This is a genomic window from Rhizobium sp. G21, assembly GCF_014158035.1.
GTDB lineage: Bacteria > Pseudomonadota > Alphaproteobacteria > Rhizobiales > Rhizobiaceae > Rhizobium_E.
In genome coordinates, this window is the sequence record NZ_JACFXW010000001.1 from 3,393,930 (window position 1) to 3,411,951 (window position 18,022).

The window sequence follows — 18,022 nt, forward strand, 5'->3', positions numbered from 1 at the left end:
CCTTTTTCAGTGCGGCATGTAGCCGCCGAAGGTGACCTCGGTCAGGATGGTCCGGACCATCGCTGAGCGTCCTTCCGAATAGAGCTCGGAAACGCCGGTGACGTCGAAGCCCAGCTTTCCCTGGATTCTCAGCGAGGCCGGGTTGTCGGCCATCGCCTGGGAATAAAGGGTTTCGCCCATATGGGTGGCGAAGAAGCGCGCGAGTACCGCGTTGACCGCTTCCGTCATCAAGCCGCGGCCCCAATGCTCCTCGGCCAGCCAATAGCCGAGATGCCAGCCCCTGCGGCCCGACGTCTCGGTCCATTCGATCGAGACGACGCCGATCAGCCGGTCGTCGACATTGCCATTGGCGGCTTTCGCGCCCGGCGACAGGATCGCGCCGATGCCGCCTTGGGTGATGCCGAAGCTCCAGCCGCCCTTCGGCCCCGCCGCCAGCCAGTCCTCGGCGTCCTCCAGGTGATAGGGCTGGGTAACGCGGGCCAGCATCTTGGCGACGCGGTAATTGTCGAGACCCGCGCGGATGGCCGGCGCATCGGTCGCGTTGAGCGGACGAAGCGTCAGCCGTCCCGTCCGGATCAGCGGCTGGTCGCCGAGATCGGGGCAGGCGGGGTTGGTGCGGGGCGGCAGGGGACGGGTGCCGAGCAGGAGATCATGGACGAGCGCGTTCATCTCGCCCCTCCCCAATGCCGGAGCGAATCCCAGGTCTTGCGATCGAGACGGAACCATTCCACCGCGACCCGCCCGCCGAGAGCCAGGGACGAGGCCATGCCCGTGCCCTGGAACTGGAAGCCGCATTTCTGCAGCACCCGGCGGGATGCGGTGTTCATCACCCGGCAGCGGCCGTCGATATAGTCGGCGCCGAAGGTGTGGAAGCCGTGGTCGATCAGGGTCTGCGCGGCTTCCGTCGCCAGGCCCCGGTTCCAATAGGGCTCGCCGAGCCAGTAACCGATCTCGAGACCTCGGCCGCCATCCGTCTCCTCGAGCGCGCAGCCGCCGAGAAAGGCGCGGTTGTCGGTTCGGGTGACGGCGTACACGCATTTGCCCATCGCGCCGGAGGCAACACGGGCGATGAAGTTCGCGGCGTCGGCCACCGTATAGGGATGCGGCATGCGGGAGAGTTTGGAGGCGACGTTGATGTTGTTGGCGAGATGGGCAATTGCGTGGGCGTCGGCCGTTTCGGGCGCGCGGAGCGTCAGACGCTCGCTATGCAATTGCGGACTTAACAACAACTCCTGCGGCAAGGGCCGCGCGTCGCTGGGAAAACCACTTTGGCTTTCCTTCAAGATTGGGCTTTGCATGACAACCTCCTTGGTCAAATGCGAAAAGGGAAGATGGATTTCCCCATCTTCCCTTTTGAACCCTGGAGGTTTTGCAACCTGAAGCGCCAGCCGGGCCGATGAGGCGCCGGCTGTTTAGAGAGCTCCGGCTTACTCTGCTGCTGCGGCCGTTTTCGGCATGACGGATACGTAGACGCGGCCATTGGCCTTCGTACGGTAGTCCACATTGCCTTCCACGAGCGCGAAAATGGTGTGATCCTTGCCGAGGCCGACATTGGCGCCCGGATGCCACTGCGTACCGCGCTGACGCACGATAATGTTGCCGGCAATGACGTTTTCGCCGCCGAACTTTTTCACGCCGAGGCGCTTGGAATTGGAATCGCGGCCGTTACGCGAGGAGCCGCCAGCTTTTTTGTGTGCCATGTTAGTTCTCCTTGGTCCTCTTTAACCCGATCAAGCCGCGATCGCGACGATGCGCACCTTGGTGAAGGCCTGGCGATGGCCCTTCTTGCGCTTGGAATTCTGACGGCGGCGCTTCACGAAAGCGATGGTCTTGCGCGAACGGCCCTGCTCGACGATTTCCGCGGTCACCACGGCGCCGGCCACGAAGGGCGCGCCGATCTTGGCGCCGGCGCCTTCGCCGACGACGAGGACTTCGGTGAATTCGATCTGAGCGCCGGCTTCGCCTTCGAGCTTTTCGACGGCGATGACGTCGTTGGCGGAAACCTGGTACTGCTTACCGCCGGTCTTGATGACTGCGAACATTATTTTTCCTTTCATGTTCTTTGTACGCGCATCGGGAAAAGTTCTCGCGAACGCCGCCCGTGCGGTCTTTTTGTCAGTCGGTTGCGTGTGGCGGAAATCCGCCGGTGTCGACCCGCCTTTCGGCAAAGCCTATTTCAGGCCGAGGATAGAGCTATCCGCAGCATTCGTGACCTGCGTGTACGCGAGGCCCCTCATGTGTCAAGGCAAGGCGCGGGGACAAAAGCGAAAAAGGCCGAATTTCTCTCTTGCGCGCGCCAATCTTCCTCGCTATATCCGCGCCACGCTTCGCCCCTGAGCCCTCGACCAGCTCTCCACCCGGGCGAAAGCGGACTGCGGAGAGGTGGTAGAGTGGTCGATTGCACCGCACTCGAAATCTGCCCTGGATCGGTCGCGGTCGTGATCTTCAATATTTGATTTCTCACACATAATCGTTCATTTTCAAGCGCTTTTTGCGGAGCTTCCTGATCATGGGATGCTTTCGACAGAAAAACGCCACAGTAGCGGCACGATACCGCTGATCTCTCAGTATCCAGTTGCAATGAGTTCGTATAGGCTCCGTCGTCGTTCTCCAATGTTGGCAGACCGTTGGTCAGCGCATAAAGGCCGTCAGTCTTCCGGCTTAGCGAGTCCAAAGATATGTCGATCGGTGGTCTCTCCTATATCGGGAATGATGGTTACGGCTCGGTAAAGACAGCCAAACTGGCCGGGACGGGCCAGCCCCGGGCGTTGCCGTGAATAATAGGACGAGGGCCACAGTGGCGAGCCTTGAAAACTCGCCACTAGCCTCGTCACTTCTCTCGGTTCTTCTTCCTTCTCCACGGCGCGTCCTTCTGCCAGTCGCCGGCCATGATGCAGCCATAGGGGATGACCTCGTCGACGATTTCGGCAAGGCCGTAATGGTCGATCTGGGCTCGGACATTGGCGGCGTTCTTGTAGGCGCTCGGCAATTCCGACACGTCGGGCGCATTAGAGAAGAACCTGACATCCAGCCCCGCGGTTTCCTTGGCCAGGATCGCGGCAATGTTGTTCGGGCTCAAGCCGCGACTGTCGGCGCCATATTCGGCCCCGAGGCGACGGATATGGCCGGTGCGTGAGAAGTTTCGGCCCGCGCCATGCGGCGAAAATCCGAGTCCGTTGACTGCGTTTGACCCGCGCGCGATCAGGATCGGCTCCCCCATATTGAGCGGAATGAGCGTCAGATCGGTTGCATCCTCCGCCCAGCCGTCGAAGGCCGGCGTCGCACCCTTGCCGTGATAGAACAGGCCGTCCGACTTCCGGAACACGAAGTTATGCTCGTTCCAGAACCTGTCCGCGATCTTGGCCGACAGTTTCTCCGCCGCCATATTGTGGATGGCCAGATGGTTCTCCTTGGTCCATTGACGGATCGTCTGAAGAGCTGCCCAGTAGAATTCGCCGTCCTCGCTGTCGGCCGGGATCCAGGCATTGTCCTTCAACGTTTCAGGCGAAAGCTCCGTGCGATAGCGATTGGCGACCCGCATGCCGTTGTCGTAGAGCCGCGCGCCCGGTGCTCGGGAGCCGTGATGGGTCACCAGCGCCGTCTCCCCTGTGGACTTCATCTGGCCAACATAAGCAAAGTGGTTGCCATCGCCCTGTGTGGCGAAATGCTCAATGCCCGCGCTGACGACGTCTTTCAGGAACGGATTGTTCTGAAAGGCTGTCAGCGTCTGTTCGGACGGCTTGATCTGCGCGCCGCGCGGACGCCCGCCCGGGCCGAAATGCGTCACCGCATGAACCGCGTCGAGCAGGTCTTTCGGAGCAATGCCCGGAAAGATGGAGATCGCCATGGAGCAGCAGATATCGGCCGAATGCATGCCCGGATGGATATGCTCGGAGGCCACCACGCCGCCGACCGGGATCGAGCCGACCGGACCCGCAGGACAAGCGTCCGGCATGATGGCGGCAGCGCGGATGCCCGGCGTGCGCACGAGCGCGCGCATGGTGGCGTTGACCTTTTCGATATTGTCGCGCTCGAACTCGTCCTCGGCGCGAATGTTCATGTGGATTTCGACGTGGTTTTCCGACCGCAGCGGCAGCGTCGGGGCCGGCGCGAAGCGTCGGGCGGCGTCAAGCGCATCCGCCATCGAACCACCCTGCGCCAAGACCGTGTTGGCCGCCTCGAGCGCGGGTCGAAACCACTTGCCCTGGCTCATGCCGGCGTTGATCAAATCCTGTCCGCTTACTATCTCAATCATCTTCTTTTCTGCTTTTGCAGTCCTTATCAAAATGTTTTGCGTCATCCGGCCCCGGCGACGACTGTTGGCAAGACGTTTTCTGAGCTACGAGGTTCGTGACCGGACCCGGGATGCTTTGAACATCCGACCTCTCCCTTCGAAACTGAAGAGAGCGCTCTTTCCGTGTAGTCCTGCCGGCATTCGCCGGGGGTATTCAAGGCCCCGACGACGAGGCGGGACAAGACTCGACCTACGCCACATGCTCGCCGAAGCGACCATGGGATGATTTGAACATCCGGCCTCCTTGCCCGTTCGTTCGGGCAAGGCGCGCTACCTGTAGTCCTGTCGGCATTCGCCGAGGCGTATTCTAGCAGCGGCGACGAGAATGGACGAAACCGGATGGTCCCGCTCGTGCCAGAAAGCGTATGCCCAGGAGGAGTCGAACCTGCCAGACCATCCGAGTGTTGGAGGCTGTAGTTCCGCCTAGCATTCGCCGCTGCAATTCAGTCCATGGCGACGAGGTGTTCGAGAAACGTCATTGCTCTACCCGCTGAGCTACAGGGAAAACCCTGGCGGGATTCGAACCCGCGACCCATGTAGTTCCGCTTAGCATTCGCCATGCATCATCTTGCCGTGACGACAAGGTTTGGAGAAACGTTCCTGCTCTGTCCGCTGAGCTACGGGTCCATGATGCGCACGCAGGGTTGGTGTGGCGGCTGCGCGCAAACAAGTATGGAGGACCCGGCGGGATTCGAACCCGCGACCTGGAGGTGACAGCCTCTAGTTTCTTCCGGCATTCGTCACGGCGCCCCACGCCGGTCACGACCCGGCGGGGAGCATTCTTTTAGAGGACAATGTCCTCAATCTCCTTCACCCAGCTTTCAGCACCCGACTTTCCGGATGCGAACGTGCTGATGGCGCTGAAGACGGCGTCGGAGAAGCCGCCGACATTCAGCACATCGACCGATGTCGCTGCCTGCGACGTGGCGTAAGGCTGGATATCCAGGCAGATCAGCTTGGCAGCCGGGTTCCGCGCCTTGATCCGTGTCCATTCCACCATCATCGCAGAGGCCTGGCCGTTGGGACGCGCATCCATCCAGGACTGATTGTCCGAGATGAACACCACGAGGTTGACCTTCGCCTTCTCGTCCGCCAACTTTTTCAGCGGCGCGGAGCAGTTGGTTCCGCCGCCGCCGATCGCCGCCAGCTTTTCGGCATTGGTCATCACCGAGTCCCGCCGGTTGAGATCCACCTTCACAACGTGGTTCTCGAACGGCAGCACCCGCGCCTTCGGGTTGCGCTCCAGAAACGCCGCCGTCATAAGGCCGGCCACGTCGATGCAACGCACCGATGACGTCGCCCCCTTGCGGAAACCCGTCACCGACGAACTCATCGAGCCCGACACATCAGGGCAGAGCACGACATCGCCCGGTATCGCCGGCACATTGCCGATCGCCGCCTGCATCGCATCCTGAAGCGCATCGCGAACCACAGGCGGAACCGTTTGGTCGACCATCTTCCACGCCATCATCAACTGATAGGGGAAGACTTTGGCTTTGCGGACCTGTTCCGGATCGGCCAGTCGACCGGCGACTTCCTCGGCAACGCCCTCGACCGCGAACACGCCATTGCGCGCGAGTGTGTTGAGATTCTGCCGCAGCATCTGCCAGCCGCCCTTGCGGGCGATTTCGACCCAATGCTCGCGCTTCAGCGGAAGCGAGGTCAGCATCTGGAACGGCGCATCGGGAACCGGGTTCGTCTGGTCGCGCCGGAACGCTTCCAGCGCCTTGACGGGGCCGGGCAGCGCCGCGTGATCATGCGGCTTGCCGATCGCCCAGGCGTAGAGCGCACGACGCGCCTCGCTTGCGGGCTTCGGATGGACCATCTTGATCACATCGGCGAGCGACGGATCGTTGCCGACCATGGCGCGCAGGATTTGCTCCGTGCTGGCGCGTTCGAGCCAGGCCTGGACCATCTTCTTCGGCCGCGTTCCGAGCGATTTCCGCCCCGTGGCGCCTGAGCGCATAACCTGCACAAAGCCACGCAGCATCTTGCCGCTTTTCACCACGCGCGGAAAAGCGCGGGTGAAGGCGTCGCTCTCAAGGCCTGACAGGATCGCCAGCAGCGTCACTGGCATATCCTTCATGTGGCCCTTCTCGGCCGCATAGATCGCCACCTTGCCCAGAAACTCCGGCTCCACCTCAAGCGCGAGCTTCCGCACCGCGTCAAGCTGGTCTGCTCCATCGGCGTAAAAGGTGTTGTTGAAGGTTCCGGTCACGGCATACTGCGCCAGCGCCTCACGCGCTGTCAGCGCACAGGCCGCAGCCCCTTCGTGATTTTTTGTGTCCGTGCTCGGAAGCAGCTTGCCGAGGTAGGATCTGAAGATCGCCTTGTTTGCCATGACGGAACCTCTCAGGTTGTTCATGCCAGATACCTTGCAGGGCGTGTGCCAGTTTACCGAAAATCGCGTGGCCTAGTGAGAAATATCATGTAAATATTTGATACAGAATGACTTTTAATTTCAATTGAGACACGCCGCGTGAGCTTGAACGCCACGCGCTGTCGAAATAGGATATCCTTAGATCTAAGAAATTATACCGTGGGATAAGGCATGAAGCGCAGAGTCGCCATCAGCATTCTTGGAACCACACTCGATATGGGCAAGCGAGAGGACCGTTGGAGCCGCTGGCGACCCAATGTCGCCCTGTGCCAGCAGTCCAGTCTGTTCATCGATCGGCTGGAGCTCATTCATGACGATCACGCGTCCAGCCTGGCGAGCCGCATCATCGACGATATCGAAATCGTCTCGCCCGCCACCGATGTCCGACCGACCGTCCTGAACTTCCGCGATCCCTGGGACTTCTCGGAGGTCTATACGAAGCTCCGCGATTTCGCCCGCGGCTACGCCTTCGATCCCGACAGCGAGGACTATATCGTCAATATCACCACCGGCACCCATGTCGCCCAGATCTGCTGGTTCCTGCTGACCGAAGCGCGCATCATCCCGGCGCGCCTTTTGCAGCTGTCGCCGCCGCGTGAGCGTAGCAAGTTCGACAATTATGCGGGAACGCATACGATTATCGACCTCGATCTCTCGCGCTATGACGAAATCGCCAAGCGGTTCGCCGCCGAGCAGACCGAGGCTGCGTCCTTCCTCAAATCCGGGATCTCCACCCGCAACGCCGCCTTCAACCGCATGATCGACGAGATCGAACGGGTCGTGGTTCGCTCGACGGCGCCGGTGCTTCTGACGGGGCCGACCGGCGCGGGCAAGTCGCAACTGGCGCGGCGGATCTATGAACTCAAGAAGAGCCAGCACAAGATCAGCGGCCCGTTCGTGGAGGTCAACTGCGCGACGCTTCGTGGCGACCAGGCCATGTCCGCGCTGTTCGGGCATGTGAAAGGCGCTTTCACCGGCGCTGCGACCGAGCGCGCGGGGCTGCTCAAATCCGCCGACAAGGGCGTGTTGTTTCTCGACGAGATCGGCGAACTCGGGCTCGACGAGCAGGCGATGTGCCTGCGCGCCATCGAGGAAAAGCGTTTCCTGCCCGTCGGCGCCGACAAGGAGGCGTCGGCCGATTTTCAGCTGCTCGCCGGCACCAATCGCGATCTCGGCGAAGATGTGCGCAAGGGCAAGTTTCGCGAGGATCTCTACGCCCGCCTCAATCTCTGGACCTTCCAGCTGCCCGCGCTGCGCGACCGCAAGGAGGATATCGAACCCAATCTCGACTTCGAACTTCGCCGCTACCTCGACAGGGAGGGCCAGAACGTCACCTTCAACAAGGAGGCGCGCGAGCGTTATCTCGCCTTCGCAACGGGACCGGACGCTGCCTGGACCGCCAATTTTCGCGACCTCTCCGCCTCCGTCACTCGCATGGCGACGCTTGCGCCGCAGGGCCGCATCACCGCAGAGGCCGTGGATGACGAAATCCGCCGGCTGAGGATGCTGTGGCGGGTGGCGGGCGACGGCTGGGACGCTATCCTCGAAGAGGCGCTCGGAGAGGAAGCCGCCTCCCGCCTCGACCGCTTCGATGCCGTCCAACTCGCAGATGTCCTGCGTGTCTGCCGGCAGCACGCATCCGCCAGTTCAGCCGGCCGTGCTCTTTTTGCGCAGTCTCGGATGGAGAAGCAGAGCAGCAACGATGCTGATCGGCTGGTGAAATATCTCGGACGGTTCGGGCTAAGATTCCAGGACATGCTGCCAAGCGCATAATCATTGGAACGCATGGCCTGCTTCATCGCACGACAAGTGCGGTGAAGATCTGTAACAGCACCAACGATCACACCTTCGAAAAATGCTGGAAATACAGCGATCCGTCGATCAGACGGATCTGCTGCAGCGCTCTCCGGGAGGCGCAGGGTTACCAAGCGGCACACTCGGGCCACAGCCCGTCGCCGGTTTCGTGCCGCGCATGACCGACCCCTGCATGGACGGCGCGGGCGCCGGCGGATTTAAGGCTGGGCGACAATGTCGCCTGCGGGAAGATGGTCGTGCTCAGCGCTGACAGTTCGGTTGGTGTTCGAGATGCCCAGCTTGGAAAGAATTGCTTGTCCGCCGGTGGTGCCCGGGGAGAGGTGCGCGCCTCGCTCTTGCCCGTCCTTGTAAACAATCAAGTTCGGCTGCGGCTCGTTAGATCGTGGCAGCTGCCAGGCCTTTGCCTGCCTGGTCACGATGACGATTTTGTCGGAGTCGTGAGCAGCCTGGCGCACGAACTCGCGCGCCTGGTAGCAAGAAGGTATTGCTGTCAACGCGCGGTGCATCTCAAACGTGGCGGAGTGGTATGGGAACAGTTCGACGGCGGCGATCCGGCAAGCCAACTTCGCTGTTGCGTCATCGAAGCTGCATTCACAGAACTCCGATATAGCTGAGATGATGCCCTTCAGCTTCTTCGCCCACCATCTATGTCCGCCTGTCCAGCACCATTGAGGATCCAGGAAGAGGAACGGATATCTCTCATCGCCCTGAAAATCCTGACGCAGAGAGCGTGAGACAGCCGCTCGGAATTCAGGCATGCGCAGCTCAGCGTGAAAGTCGCCGGCCTCAAGGCCAGGGTTGAGAAGGCAAATGATTATGTCTGCGCGCTTCAGGTCTCCCAGATAAGGGATGGGAAGAAGACCAAATTGAACGCGAGACCCTCGTGCCTCCTCGATCCAGTCCTTTGGGTCCACTGGCGCGTTCAGCCTTACACTATCTGCTACCTTGGGCGCTAACATCCAATCGCGGTCACGAGGATGGACAAAGGGTTCTGCTTCGCACGGCATTTCGTTCCAGAATTGTGTGAGCTGATCGCCGGCGGTCTGGTGGCTTTCTTTCATCAGCTTTCTCCTCGGCGTCGCCCAGGTGACAAATGTCGGGAGACGATGCAGGATGAAGTCGCACGCGACAGATCCTGGCCAGCGCTAGATGTGGTGCGAAAAATGTCCGCTGATTGGAGACCATACGAGGCGACGATCTGCAAGCTCATATGTCGCTGGCCGCGGCGCAGTATGCTCGCTGCCCACGCTGGTCGTGCCAAAGGCAGCGAAAATGGTAAACGCTGCTGAAAGAATGTTAGCATTGCGAGAGCGCTAAAGCTTGGCGACGAGATCGTCAGCAGACAAATGCGTGTAGCGCTTGAGCATTCGCAACTCTTTGTGACCTGAAATTGTCGAGACTTCCATGACGTTCAGGCCCTTCTCGAATAGCCGGCTTATGCCTTCGTGGCGCAAGTCGTGGAAATGTAGACTGTCTACGCGAGCGCGTGCGAGTATCCGTCTCCAGGCCTGATTAAACGTTCCGGTCTTCATTGGAAAAACTTGGTCTGTTTGATCATCGCATCGTGCGCGCCATGTGCAGAGTTCGTCATGAGCGCGTTGAGACAGAGGAACTTCACGCGATGTTCCATTTTTCGTAAGAGCCAGCGAGATGACGCGGCGATTGTGCGAAACATCACTCCATTTCATGCCGAGAAGCTCTCCACGACGCATCCCTGTCTCGATCGCAACGATGACCAGGTGCTTGAGAAAGGGGATCTTGCCTTCACCACATGCATCGAGAAGACGCTGTTCTTCTTCCGTAGACAGTCTACGACTGCGCTCATTCCTGACAACCGGACGACGGATCAACTTCACGACGTTCTTATTGAGGGGCAGTCCCCAATCGCGGATCGCCACCTCAATGATATGACTCAGAATTGCCAGATCGCGCACGACCGTAGACGCGGCTACGGATTTCAGACGTTCATCGCGAAATGAAGCGATATCCTGTTGGCTCAGACCGATCATTGTCCTGAACGCAAGCTCATGCCGCCGGAGAACCGTGATGCGCTGGCTCTCCTGAGTAGAGCTCCGCTTCAGCGGTGTGACTTCTTTCTGATAGCGCTCCATGAGGGCGCCGAAAGTCGTCGACTCGAGAATCTTGGTGTCTGGTGCCGCTCCGAACTTGTCGACCTGTGCTTCGAGCTCGCGCGCCCAGCGTTCCGCTTCCTGCCGCGTATCGAAGCTCTTGCACCGGGGCTTCGTGCCGCGCCTGCGCACTTGTGCTTGCCACCGCCCTCGTAGTTTTCGGATTGATGCCATCTGACCCGCCCTGTTCAGATGAAGCGTAGGATGCCGGGAAGGGGAAGCCAAGGAGGCGGCAGCGAATTCGAAGTCCTAGGAAAAAGTGACTGCCTCGAAAGGGATGCGTCCGGCACCGGCATGCATCCACGAAAATGACTACCCGTCTGAGCGGGAGACGACAACCAGTGCTTCGGTTTGGTTGACATCGTGTCAACCAAAATCGTTTAGTGATCATGCGCGGGATGGGCATTAGTTTACACCAGGTTTACATCAAGTTGACATTCCAGGGCGGCCTAGAAAAATTCCGGGCACGTCAACTTTCGCACCCGTTGTTGATTGCCGCCACCAACGCCTCAGTAAGCGCCGGCCTAATCCGTTTGGCGTTCTCAACGATTTGATCATGAATGAGCTGTCGCGGGCGCGTGGACGTGGTTCTTAGCGAGTGTTGCCGTGAGACAAGAGGCATGGAAATCGCGGACTGATATATAGATCACCCTATGGTCGGATGATCCTCATCCGCCGCGATTCGTTGACAGCACATTCAAAGCAGAGCAAGCACAGCTCACTCTAGAAGAGAGGAAACCGCCAGCTTGCCGTGATTGTTAGGCCAGTCGAGAGCTGACCCCGCCTTATGGGCCTGGTTGAAATAGACGGGCCGCACTTGGTTCCTTTCGAACTCTGCGATTTCCGCCTACCCATGTAAACCGGGGACCTCGCCGTCATGTAAGCAGCCTCGTCCCTGGCTTGATCACAACCTGGTCACGACGGGTAGACGTGGCTACGAACGAGAGGTTAGTGAGTGGGATGTGAGCCGGCAATCGATAGTCCTGGCGTTCGCGTTCACGCCATGAGGACGAGGTCCCGATCCAACCCTTCCGTTGCCTCCGGCGGCACGCCGGAGACTTGAGACCATAGCATTGGGCTGCGTTTCGCAATTGTCCCTAAGAATTTTCTCTATGTTAGATATGTTTCTTTTTTAAGTGAATTACAATAACTGACGGAAAATTCTTAGGGACAGGTTCCGGCGGGAAATTCTACTCTCCGGAATGAAATAATATACCCCGGCGAGGGGTGAGCGTGAGGCCTAACACATGAAGAAAGCAGCCCCCGGTTATGATGCGCCGTTTCCGAAAACGATTGAAATCGTGCCCGGTCAATCTGACGAGGCGCTTGAGGTTTTCCTCAAAGCACGCCAGTGGCTGACCCGGGATGAAGCCGGATCGCCGAAGGTGATCACCCTGCATAGCCCCACTGCTGCTCGGTTGGTCTATGCCGGCATTCTGACGCGGACGGCTCCGAGGCAGGAAGACTACGACAACGCCGTCGAGTTCAGGCATCAACACGACGACTGGCGTGCTGCATGCACCGACCGGCAACGTGAGCTGTTGGAAGCGGCGGCGGAACGCGCAAGAGAGAAGCGTAACAGCGAGGAACGGAAAGCCTACGCCGAGAGAGTCGGTCGGCCTGTCCGGCCCTATCAGCGCGACCGGACGGACGAACATAAGAAGGAGTCAGCGAGAGAAAGCCAGAAGCGCTTTCTCCACAAAATGAGTTCGGAGGACCGCAAGAAATATGAGCGGGACCGCAAAGCAGCTTATCGTGAAGCTAAGCGACGAAGTGGGGATGGGCTGGCAGTAGAGACTCACGGAGCGCCTACGGCGTCTTTGGACGCCCGAGCCAGCCTCGAGGTTGCTGAAGATGCTCAGCACCCCTCTACGACCGTTTCTCTCGAGCGTCTGTTAGAGGACTTGATCAAAGACCCCGAACGCGAACTCACACCGTTTGAACTTGGCCTTCTCACCTTTTTAGATGAGCCCGATTAGCCGGCTCCAAGTCATTGCGGGGCGGGGCTAGTTATTGCGCACGGAAAAGTTGCAAAATCGGCGAGATAACAAATCTCAGGCTTTGTCCAGCCTCGCTCGCGCCTCCGCGAGTGCCTTTGACAATTCTTCAGGGCTCATCGTGGGCTCCTTTGGCAAGATCTCAGCCGGTGCTGACGACGTTGTCCTGCCGTATCCGACGGCAGGCGCCAAGTGGGTTGCCGCTGTGGCTACTAGCCCCGCCACGATTAGGCCCAGCCCTGAGACGATACCGGCGTGTGCGATGACGAGCTTATGGAAATTGACGACGGATCGATATTCGTCAGCACCGGCGCCGAACAGAAGGAACAGCCAGGACGCGCCGAAGATGGCGGCGCCGGTGATGCTGAGTGGGTGTTTCATTTCGTTGGTCTCCTTACTGAAGGGTCTATCCCCCATGACAAGAAGACGTCTAGGACAAGGATAAGTAGTCATCAACGAATTTCAGGGCACGCTATGGGTGTTTCGCCAACCATTCCTCGAGAGCGGTGATGAGGGCGTCTTTCAGCTGAGAATCACGAGACAGAGAGAGACCAAGCGATGGGTTCAGCCTGCTAAAGCCGAGTTCCTCCATAACGTCACCCATAGACAGTCTACGCCCGTGCATGATTGATTTGATCTGTAGTTTGGCTGCAGACGTGAGGCGGCGGTCAATCGCGACCGGCGTTGCTCCGGAAGGAGATGCCGCTGCAAATGAGGCACCAATCTCGCGAAGGAATTCAGCCTGTTCCGCCGCGCTCGCACGAGCCCAGGCGCTCCTCAGCGCCCGGAGCGCGGCAGGAGCGGACTTCCGAATGCCAGCGGCGACGCATGCGGCTCGGACAGTTCTATATCGCCGGGCGAGGTAGTCGTCATAGATAGCAGGGAATTCGTCCTCTAACCGTTTGAGATAATAATCATTGTCTCGCTTCTGCGGTTTGGCCATGGATACTCTCTAAATCTATTCAAATTCGCTCATAGCGACTCGCTGGCGCGCTTTCCAGCTCAGCACGAAGCTGCGCGCACCCAGATGCTGGTGCTCGCCAGCGAGCTTTGATGAGTCAAATCGACCGATCCGTTAGGCGCTATTCAGTGAAACAATGTTCACCTCCAGCGCCCGCTTCGCCCAGTCGCCCCAGGTCTCGATCGGCGGCAGCCAGATCCAGCCGCCGATCTCATCTCCGACTGTCGTCGCCTTTCCCGAGGCGGCGCACGCGGCAGTGAGAAGGCAAATGAGCGCGGCGCGGCGCTCGTGGTCTCGCTCAGCGTCAATCCGGTCGAGCAGTCTTTGATTTCTCCATCCGATCGCCTCAAGAATTCTGGACATCCTCTTGCTCGCGACAACTTGATCATACAGCTGGTCGAATTTCTTGCCGCGCGCTACGCGCATCAATCCGAAGTCATCGGCATCCAGCATTACGCCCAAGAAGGCGTTGGGAAACGCCTCGACGATTGCAACGTCCGCGACGATGGCGTTCGCAAAACTGGGAAGCATACCGAGATGCTTGAACTGTCGGGCCGTCTCAGCTGCAGCCTGTCTCAGTTGAAAGCCGCTCCCGGAGTGACTGGCGCCTGGCTTGCAGCGCTTCTGGAACAGGCCTCTGGAGAGAAGCTGCTCGCAGCGACGAACGACTTTCGCCGGTGCGCTGGGACCGATGAGCGGGCCATCGATCGCGATCACATTGAATAGGGCGCCAGATGGCGCCGCGAGCTTTCGGCGCTCCCAATCTGTAAAGGTGCGCGCAGCGTCGATCTCACCGGCGACACTCCAGGCAATGCCCGTCGTGGGGCGCGTCGCTGAGAAGCCGACGTCGATGCCGAGAAGATTGATCTCATCGAAATTCAAACGTCACCCTGCCGCGCTCGCATTCAGTCCCTTGATGACCTCGACCAATTTTTTGGCGCGCTCCAGCCCGATGACCTGCTGTGGGCCTTCCGGGGCCATATCGATGAAGGGACTTTCATAGAGGAGTCCCGGATCCATCGTGCCCTTTTCCGTCAGGTGCTCGATGACCATGTCGACGAATTCGATCTGCTGGGCGGTCGCTGCGCCGTCCGCCAGGAATTCGCTGAAGGCCTCGGCGACGGCGTGACGGTCGAGCCCGACAAGCGAGCGGATGAAAGCGCCGAAGCCGTGGGCCAGCTCTATCGCCTTGTCGAGATGGGTCTGCTCGCCGACGCCGGCCTTCAGCAGCATCTGCTGCAGTTCTTCGATATCGGTCACTGTCAGCGGCTTGCCGTGGCGCAGCTTGGCGATGGCGATGTGGTCCTCGTGCTCTCGCAGAAAATGCCGAGCCTTCTTCTTGAAACGCGCGAAATCGACCTCGCCGACCTGCGGTAGATCCAGTTCGGTCGCTGCGCCGAGTTCGTCTTCGAAATTGGTGTAGACGATGGCTTTCCGGCCCTTTTCGATGTGATGCACGAGCCCGCGCAGCCGAAGACGCACCAATTCCAGCAGGGGCACGGTCACGCCTTCCCACCAGACATCCGAGAGCACGTCGAGGATCAGCGTATGCTGGGCGGCGATGGTCGGGATGGCGGTCTGCTCATCGAGAGCGGAGGCGATGTCGATCAACTGCCGTTTCAGCTTGTCGAAGCGTCGTGAACCCTTGAGCAGGGCGATCTCCAGGTTGAACATCAGGAGATCGAACCGCTTGGCCTCTTCCGGCTCCGTCTTCATGGCGTTGGGAAGCGGCGCGACATGGTCGATAAGTTCGTCGCGCATCTCGTCCGTCAGATCATCCCACGCCTGTGGCGACTGATATTTCTCGACCAGCTTGCGCTTGCCGCGCACGACGAAATTGTCGAGATTCATGGTCGAGACATAGGTCTTGAGAAAGTCGAGCGCGCTGTCGCGGATCTTCTCTTCCGCTGGCGCTGCCTCCGGCCCGGCGTCATAGCTGGCGTCAGGCTCGCGCAGGCCGCCGAGCGTGGCAGTTTCCGTCTTCTCGTCCAGGGCGCGGATGAGATCGAAGCGGGCGGCGAACAGGCGCTCGCTGAGCGACCGGGCGTTCGCGCCGTCATCCGGCTTCGGGTTCTGACGGAAATATTCCAGATTCTGGCAATAATCGAAGACGCGGAAGAATTCCTTGTCCTCGCCGGGGCCGAAGAGATCAGGGCAAAGCCGCGTGCCGCGCCCGATGATCTGCCAGAATTTTGTCTTGGAGCGGATGAGCTTGAACAGAACGAGGTTCACCACCTCCGGCACGTCGATGCCGGTGTCGAGCATATCGACGGAGATGGCGATATGCGGCGCGCCGTCCTTTTTCGAGAAGTCATCGATCAGCGTTTGCGCATACTCGGTCTTGAAGGTGATGACGCGGGCGAAATGTCCGGCCAGATGCGGATAGGACAGATTGAAGCGCTTTTCGATGAAGTCGGCATGATCCTGGTTCTTGGCGAATATGATCGTCTTGCCGAGCCGGTCACCGCCTGCGGCCTTCACGCCGTCGGTCATCACATGCGCCAGAACCTTGTCGACCGTATCCTCGTTGAATAGCCATTTGTTGACGGCCTGGGCATCGACGCTGTCGGGCGGATCGCCATCCTCCTCGTCCCATTCCAGCATGTCCCACTGTTCTTTTTCCGCCTCCGACAACTCGTCATAGCGAATGCCGTCGCGGACGAATTTGAGCGGCACGGAGACAGCCAGGGGCGGCACGAGCCATTCATCGGCAATGGCCTGATCCAGCGAATAGGCGTCGGTCGGCACGCCCTCTTCGAGATCGAACAGGCCATAGGTGTTGCGGTCGATCTCTTCGCGCGGCGTGGCGGTCAATCCCACCAGCAGGCTGTCGAAATAGTCGAAGATCGCGCCATAGCGCTGATAGACGGAGCGATGCGCCTCATCGATGATCACCAGATCGAAATGGCCCGGCCCGAAGCGCGCCGCCCCGCCTTTGCGCTCGTCGATCAGGTTCATCATGGTCGGATAGGTGGAAAGGAAAACGCGGCCTTCGCCTGTTTTCTCCGTCACCAGATTGACCGGCGACGAATCCGGCAGATGAGCCTTGAAGGCCTTGACCGCCTGGTTCACCAGCGCCACGCGGTCGGCCAGGAACAGAACCCGTTTCACCCAGCCTGCCCGCATCAGCATGTCGACAAGCGCGATCACCGTGCGCGTCTTGCCGGAGCCGGTCGCCATGACCAGCAGCGCCTTGCGCTGCCGGTGCGTGTCGAAACTCTCCTTCACCCGCGCAATCGCCCGCTCCTGATAAGGGCGATCGGCGATCTTGCGATTGACGGCGATGGACGTCATCGGCTTGCGGCTGGCGCGCCGCTGGATCAGCAGTTGCAGCTCGTCCTTTTGTGAAAACCCGAAACCTGGCGCGGCGGATAGCTCAGATCATCCCACAGCCAATGCTCATAGCCGTTGGAATAGAAGATCACCGGGCGCTGGCCGAATTGCCGCTCCAGGCAATCGGCATAGAGCTTGGCCTGCTGCTGGCCTTCACGCGCGTCGCGCCGGGTGCGCTTGGCCTCCACCAGCGCCAGGGGCTTGCCGTCATCGCCCCAGAGCACATAATCGACAAAGCCCTGTCCCTGATTGTTGGGCATGCCGGAGACGGGGAATTCGCGATCCCGCGCATCGTTCAGCGCCCAGCCCGCTTCCTTCAGCAAGAGGTCGATGAAGGCGTCGCGGGTCTCGGCCTCGGAATAATTGTGATGATCCGGCCGCTGTTCATTGTCGCGGCGAATGCGGTCGCGCTCGGCCCGCGCCGCCTGTAACTCGGCGTCAAGATCGCCCTTGTCGCGCAGCAGGTTGGCGAAGGCCTTGTCCCTGGCCTCCATCTCGGCTTTCAACCTCGTCAGCTCGGCAAAGGCGCGCTTGACGAGGTCGTCCTTACGCTGAAGCTGCGCGGTGTCAAAGGCCAGCCCATCCGGCGGCGGCGCCTTGGCATAGGTGCGGGCCAGCCAGAAGCAGAGATGAAACAGCTCGCGCACGGCGTCGCCGGCGTCTTTCGTCGAGGTCTCGCGCGTCTCGTGGACGGCGAGATTGCCGATGCGGATGATCAGCTTGGCCTTGGTGAAGATCGCCTGGCCGGCGCGGCGCATAAAGCTCGGCTCATGGATCAGCGCCGAAATCTTGTCGTCATAGGGAAAGGAAAGGCCGCTGTCGTTCCTGTAGGCCCATTGCACCGCCAGCTCCACCGAGCGCCGGGCGTAGAAGGCCGCCGTGCGTGGATCGCCGGCGACATAGCTTTCTGCCTTCTTCGCGCTTTCGAAGATTTCGGGAAATTCTGCGGCGAGGAAGGCGAAGTTGGACATCCACTATTCTTCAACTGGACAGATCGGCCCAAATAGTTGCCACATTACGCTCAGGTTGCAATCAGTTTCTGCGCTACCGCTTGCGCCACTTACGCCATTTTGGTAATTTAACACTCTGAGCTTCTGGAAACGGTCACTGCGC

14 protein-coding genes are annotated in these 18,022 nt (G+C 59.9%); 2 read left to right on the forward strand and 12 right to left on the reverse strand.

Translation table 11 applies throughout. The annotated features are described in order from the left end of the window. Positions 1 to 6: 6 nt before the first annotated feature. The 6 genes from H2O14_RS16970 to H2O14_RS16995 form a co-directional block, all read right to left on the reverse strand. On the reverse strand, positions 7 to 669 hold the full coding sequence (locus H2O14_RS16970; RefSeq protein ID WP_182828572.1) for a GNAT family N-acetyltransferase: 663 nt from the start codon (positions 667 to 669) through the stop codon (positions 7 to 9). Further along, positions 666 to 1,298: a GNAT family N-acetyltransferase gene (locus tag H2O14_RS16975; RefSeq protein ID WP_182828573.1), complete on the reverse strand. Its 633-nt coding sequence runs from the start codon at positions 1,296 to 1,298 to the stop codon at positions 666 to 668. The genes H2O14_RS16970 and H2O14_RS16975 overlap by 4 nt, the downstream gene beginning before the upstream one ends. 129 nt (positions 1,299 to 1,427) lie before the next feature. Further along, on the reverse strand, positions 1,428 to 1,700 hold the full coding sequence (gene rpmA, locus H2O14_RS16980) for a 50S ribosomal protein L27 (protein WP_182828574.1): 273 nt from the start codon (positions 1,698 to 1,700) through the stop codon (positions 1,428 to 1,430). 30 nt (positions 1,701 to 1,730) lie between these two features. Continuing rightward, positions 1,731 to 2,042 carry a 50S ribosomal protein L21 gene (gene rplU, locus H2O14_RS16985; protein ID WP_182828575.1) on the reverse strand — a complete coding sequence of 104 codons (312 nt, stop codon included), beginning with the start codon at positions 2,040 to 2,042 and terminating at the stop codon, positions 1,731 to 1,733. A 788-nt stretch (positions 2,043 to 2,830) separates the two neighbouring features. After that, positions 2,831 to 4,255 carry an RtcB family protein gene (locus H2O14_RS16990; RefSeq protein ID WP_182828576.1) on the reverse strand — a complete coding sequence of 475 codons (1,425 nt, stop codon included), beginning with the start codon at positions 4,253 to 4,255 and terminating at the stop codon, positions 2,831 to 2,833. Between the two features lie 823 nt (positions 4,256 to 5,078). Next, positions 5,079 to 6,635 (reverse strand): TROVE domain-containing protein, encoded by a 1,557-nt coding sequence (locus H2O14_RS16995; RefSeq protein WP_182829417.1) that lies wholly within the window; start codon positions 6,633 to 6,635, stop codon positions 5,079 to 5,081. 210 nt (positions 6,636 to 6,845) lie between these two features. Here H2O14_RS16995 and rtcR point away from each other — a divergent pair, with 210 nt between their 5' ends. After that, positions 6,846 to 8,447 carry an RNA repair transcriptional activator RtcR gene (rtcR, locus tag H2O14_RS17000; RefSeq protein WP_182828577.1) on the forward strand — a complete coding sequence of 534 codons (1,602 nt, stop codon included), beginning with the start codon at positions 6,846 to 6,848 and terminating at the stop codon, positions 8,445 to 8,447. 239 nt (positions 8,448 to 8,686) lie between these two features. Here the strand turns inward: rtcR and H2O14_RS17005 are convergent, their stop codons facing one another. Further along, on the reverse strand, positions 8,687 to 9,550 hold the full coding sequence (locus H2O14_RS17005; RefSeq protein WP_182828578.1) for a hypothetical protein: 864 nt from the start codon (positions 9,548 to 9,550) through the stop codon (positions 8,687 to 8,689). 252 nt (positions 9,551 to 9,802) lie between these two features. Continuing rightward, positions 9,803 to 10,792: a site-specific integrase gene (locus H2O14_RS17010; RefSeq protein ID WP_182828579.1), complete on the reverse strand. Its 990-nt coding sequence runs from the start codon at positions 10,790 to 10,792 to the stop codon at positions 9,803 to 9,805. A gap of 1,073 nt (positions 10,793 to 11,865) precedes the next feature. Between H2O14_RS17010 and H2O14_RS17015 the strand changes: the two genes are divergently transcribed. Beyond that, entirely contained in the window at positions 11,866 to 12,597 is a 732-nt protein-coding gene (locus H2O14_RS17015; protein ID WP_182828580.1) for a hypothetical protein, read from the forward strand. 75 nt (positions 12,598 to 12,672) lie between these two features. Here the strand turns inward: H2O14_RS17015 and H2O14_RS17020 are convergent, their stop codons facing one another. The 4 genes from H2O14_RS17020 to H2O14_RS27635 all read right to left on the reverse strand — a co-directional run bounded on the left by H2O14_RS17020 (position 12,673) and on the right by H2O14_RS27635 (position 17,880). Then, a complete protein-coding gene (locus H2O14_RS17020) occupies positions 12,673 to 12,996 on the reverse strand; it encodes a hypothetical protein (protein ID WP_182828581.1) in 324 nt (107 codons plus the stop codon). Between the two features lie 694 nt (positions 12,997 to 13,690). Continuing rightward, on the reverse strand, positions 13,691 to 14,458 hold the full coding sequence (locus H2O14_RS17025) for a DUF429 domain-containing protein (protein WP_182828582.1): 768 nt from the start codon (positions 14,456 to 14,458) through the stop codon (positions 13,691 to 13,693). Between the two features lie 3 nt (positions 14,459 to 14,461). Further along, positions 14,462 to 16,870: a DEAD/DEAH box helicase family protein gene (locus tag H2O14_RS17030; RefSeq protein ID WP_246697427.1), complete on the reverse strand. Its 2,409-nt coding sequence runs from the start codon at positions 16,868 to 16,870 to the stop codon at positions 14,462 to 14,464. Between the two features lie 26 nt (positions 16,871 to 16,896). After that, positions 16,897 to 17,880 carry a type I restriction endonuclease gene (locus H2O14_RS27635; RefSeq protein ID WP_246697428.1) on the reverse strand — a complete coding sequence of 328 codons (984 nt, stop codon included), beginning with the start codon at positions 17,878 to 17,880 and terminating at the stop codon, positions 16,897 to 16,899. Between the last annotated feature and the right edge of the window lie 142 nt (positions 17,881 to 18,022).

Bases quoted from the DNA above. Each gene is read 5' to 3' on its own strand.
- H2O14_RS16970 (WP_182828572.1), bottom strand. From the start codon at position 669: ATGAACGCGCTCGTCCATGATCTCCTGCTCGGCACCCGTCCCCTGCCG.
- H2O14_RS16975 (WP_182828573.1), bottom strand. From the start codon at position 1,298: ATGCAAAGCCCAATCTTGAAGGAAAGCCAAAGTGGTTTTCCCAGCGAC.
- rpmA (WP_182828574.1), bottom strand. From the start codon at position 1,700: ATGGCACACAAAAAAGCTGGCGGCTCCTCGCGTAACGGCCGCGATTCC.
- rplU (WP_182828575.1), bottom strand. From the start codon at position 2,042: ATGTTCGCAGTCATCAAGACCGGCGGTAAGCAGTACCAGGTTTCCGCC.
- H2O14_RS16990 (WP_182828576.1), bottom strand. From the start codon at position 4,255: ATGATTGAGATAGTAAGCGGACAGGATTTGATCAACGCCGGCATGAGC.
- H2O14_RS16995 (WP_182829417.1), bottom strand. From the start codon at position 6,635: ATGGCAAACAAGGCGATCTTCAGATCCTACCTCGGCAAGCTGCTTCCG.
- rtcR (WP_182828577.1), top strand. From the start codon at position 6,846: ATGAAGCGCAGAGTCGCCATCAGCATTCTTGGAACCACACTCGATATG.
- H2O14_RS17005 (WP_182828578.1), bottom strand. From the start codon at position 9,550: ATGAAAGAAAGCCACCAGACCGCCGGCGATCAGCTCACACAATTCTGG.
- H2O14_RS17010 (WP_182828579.1), bottom strand. From the start codon at position 10,792: ATGGCATCAATCCGAAAACTACGAGGGCGGTGGCAAGCACAAGTGCGC.
- H2O14_RS17015 (WP_182828580.1), top strand. From the start codon at position 11,866: ATGAAGAAAGCAGCCCCCGGTTATGATGCGCCGTTTCCGAAAACGATT.
- H2O14_RS17020 (WP_182828581.1), bottom strand. From the start codon at position 12,996: ATGAAACACCCACTCAGCATCACCGGCGCCGCCATCTTCGGCGCGTCC.
- H2O14_RS17030 (WP_246697427.1), bottom strand. From the start codon at position 16,870: ATGACGTCCATCGCCGTCAATCGCAAGATCGCCGATCGCCCTTATCAG.
- H2O14_RS27635 (WP_246697428.1), bottom strand. From the start codon at position 17,880: ATGTCCAACTTCGCCTTCCTCGCCGCAGAATTTCCCGAAATCTTCGAA.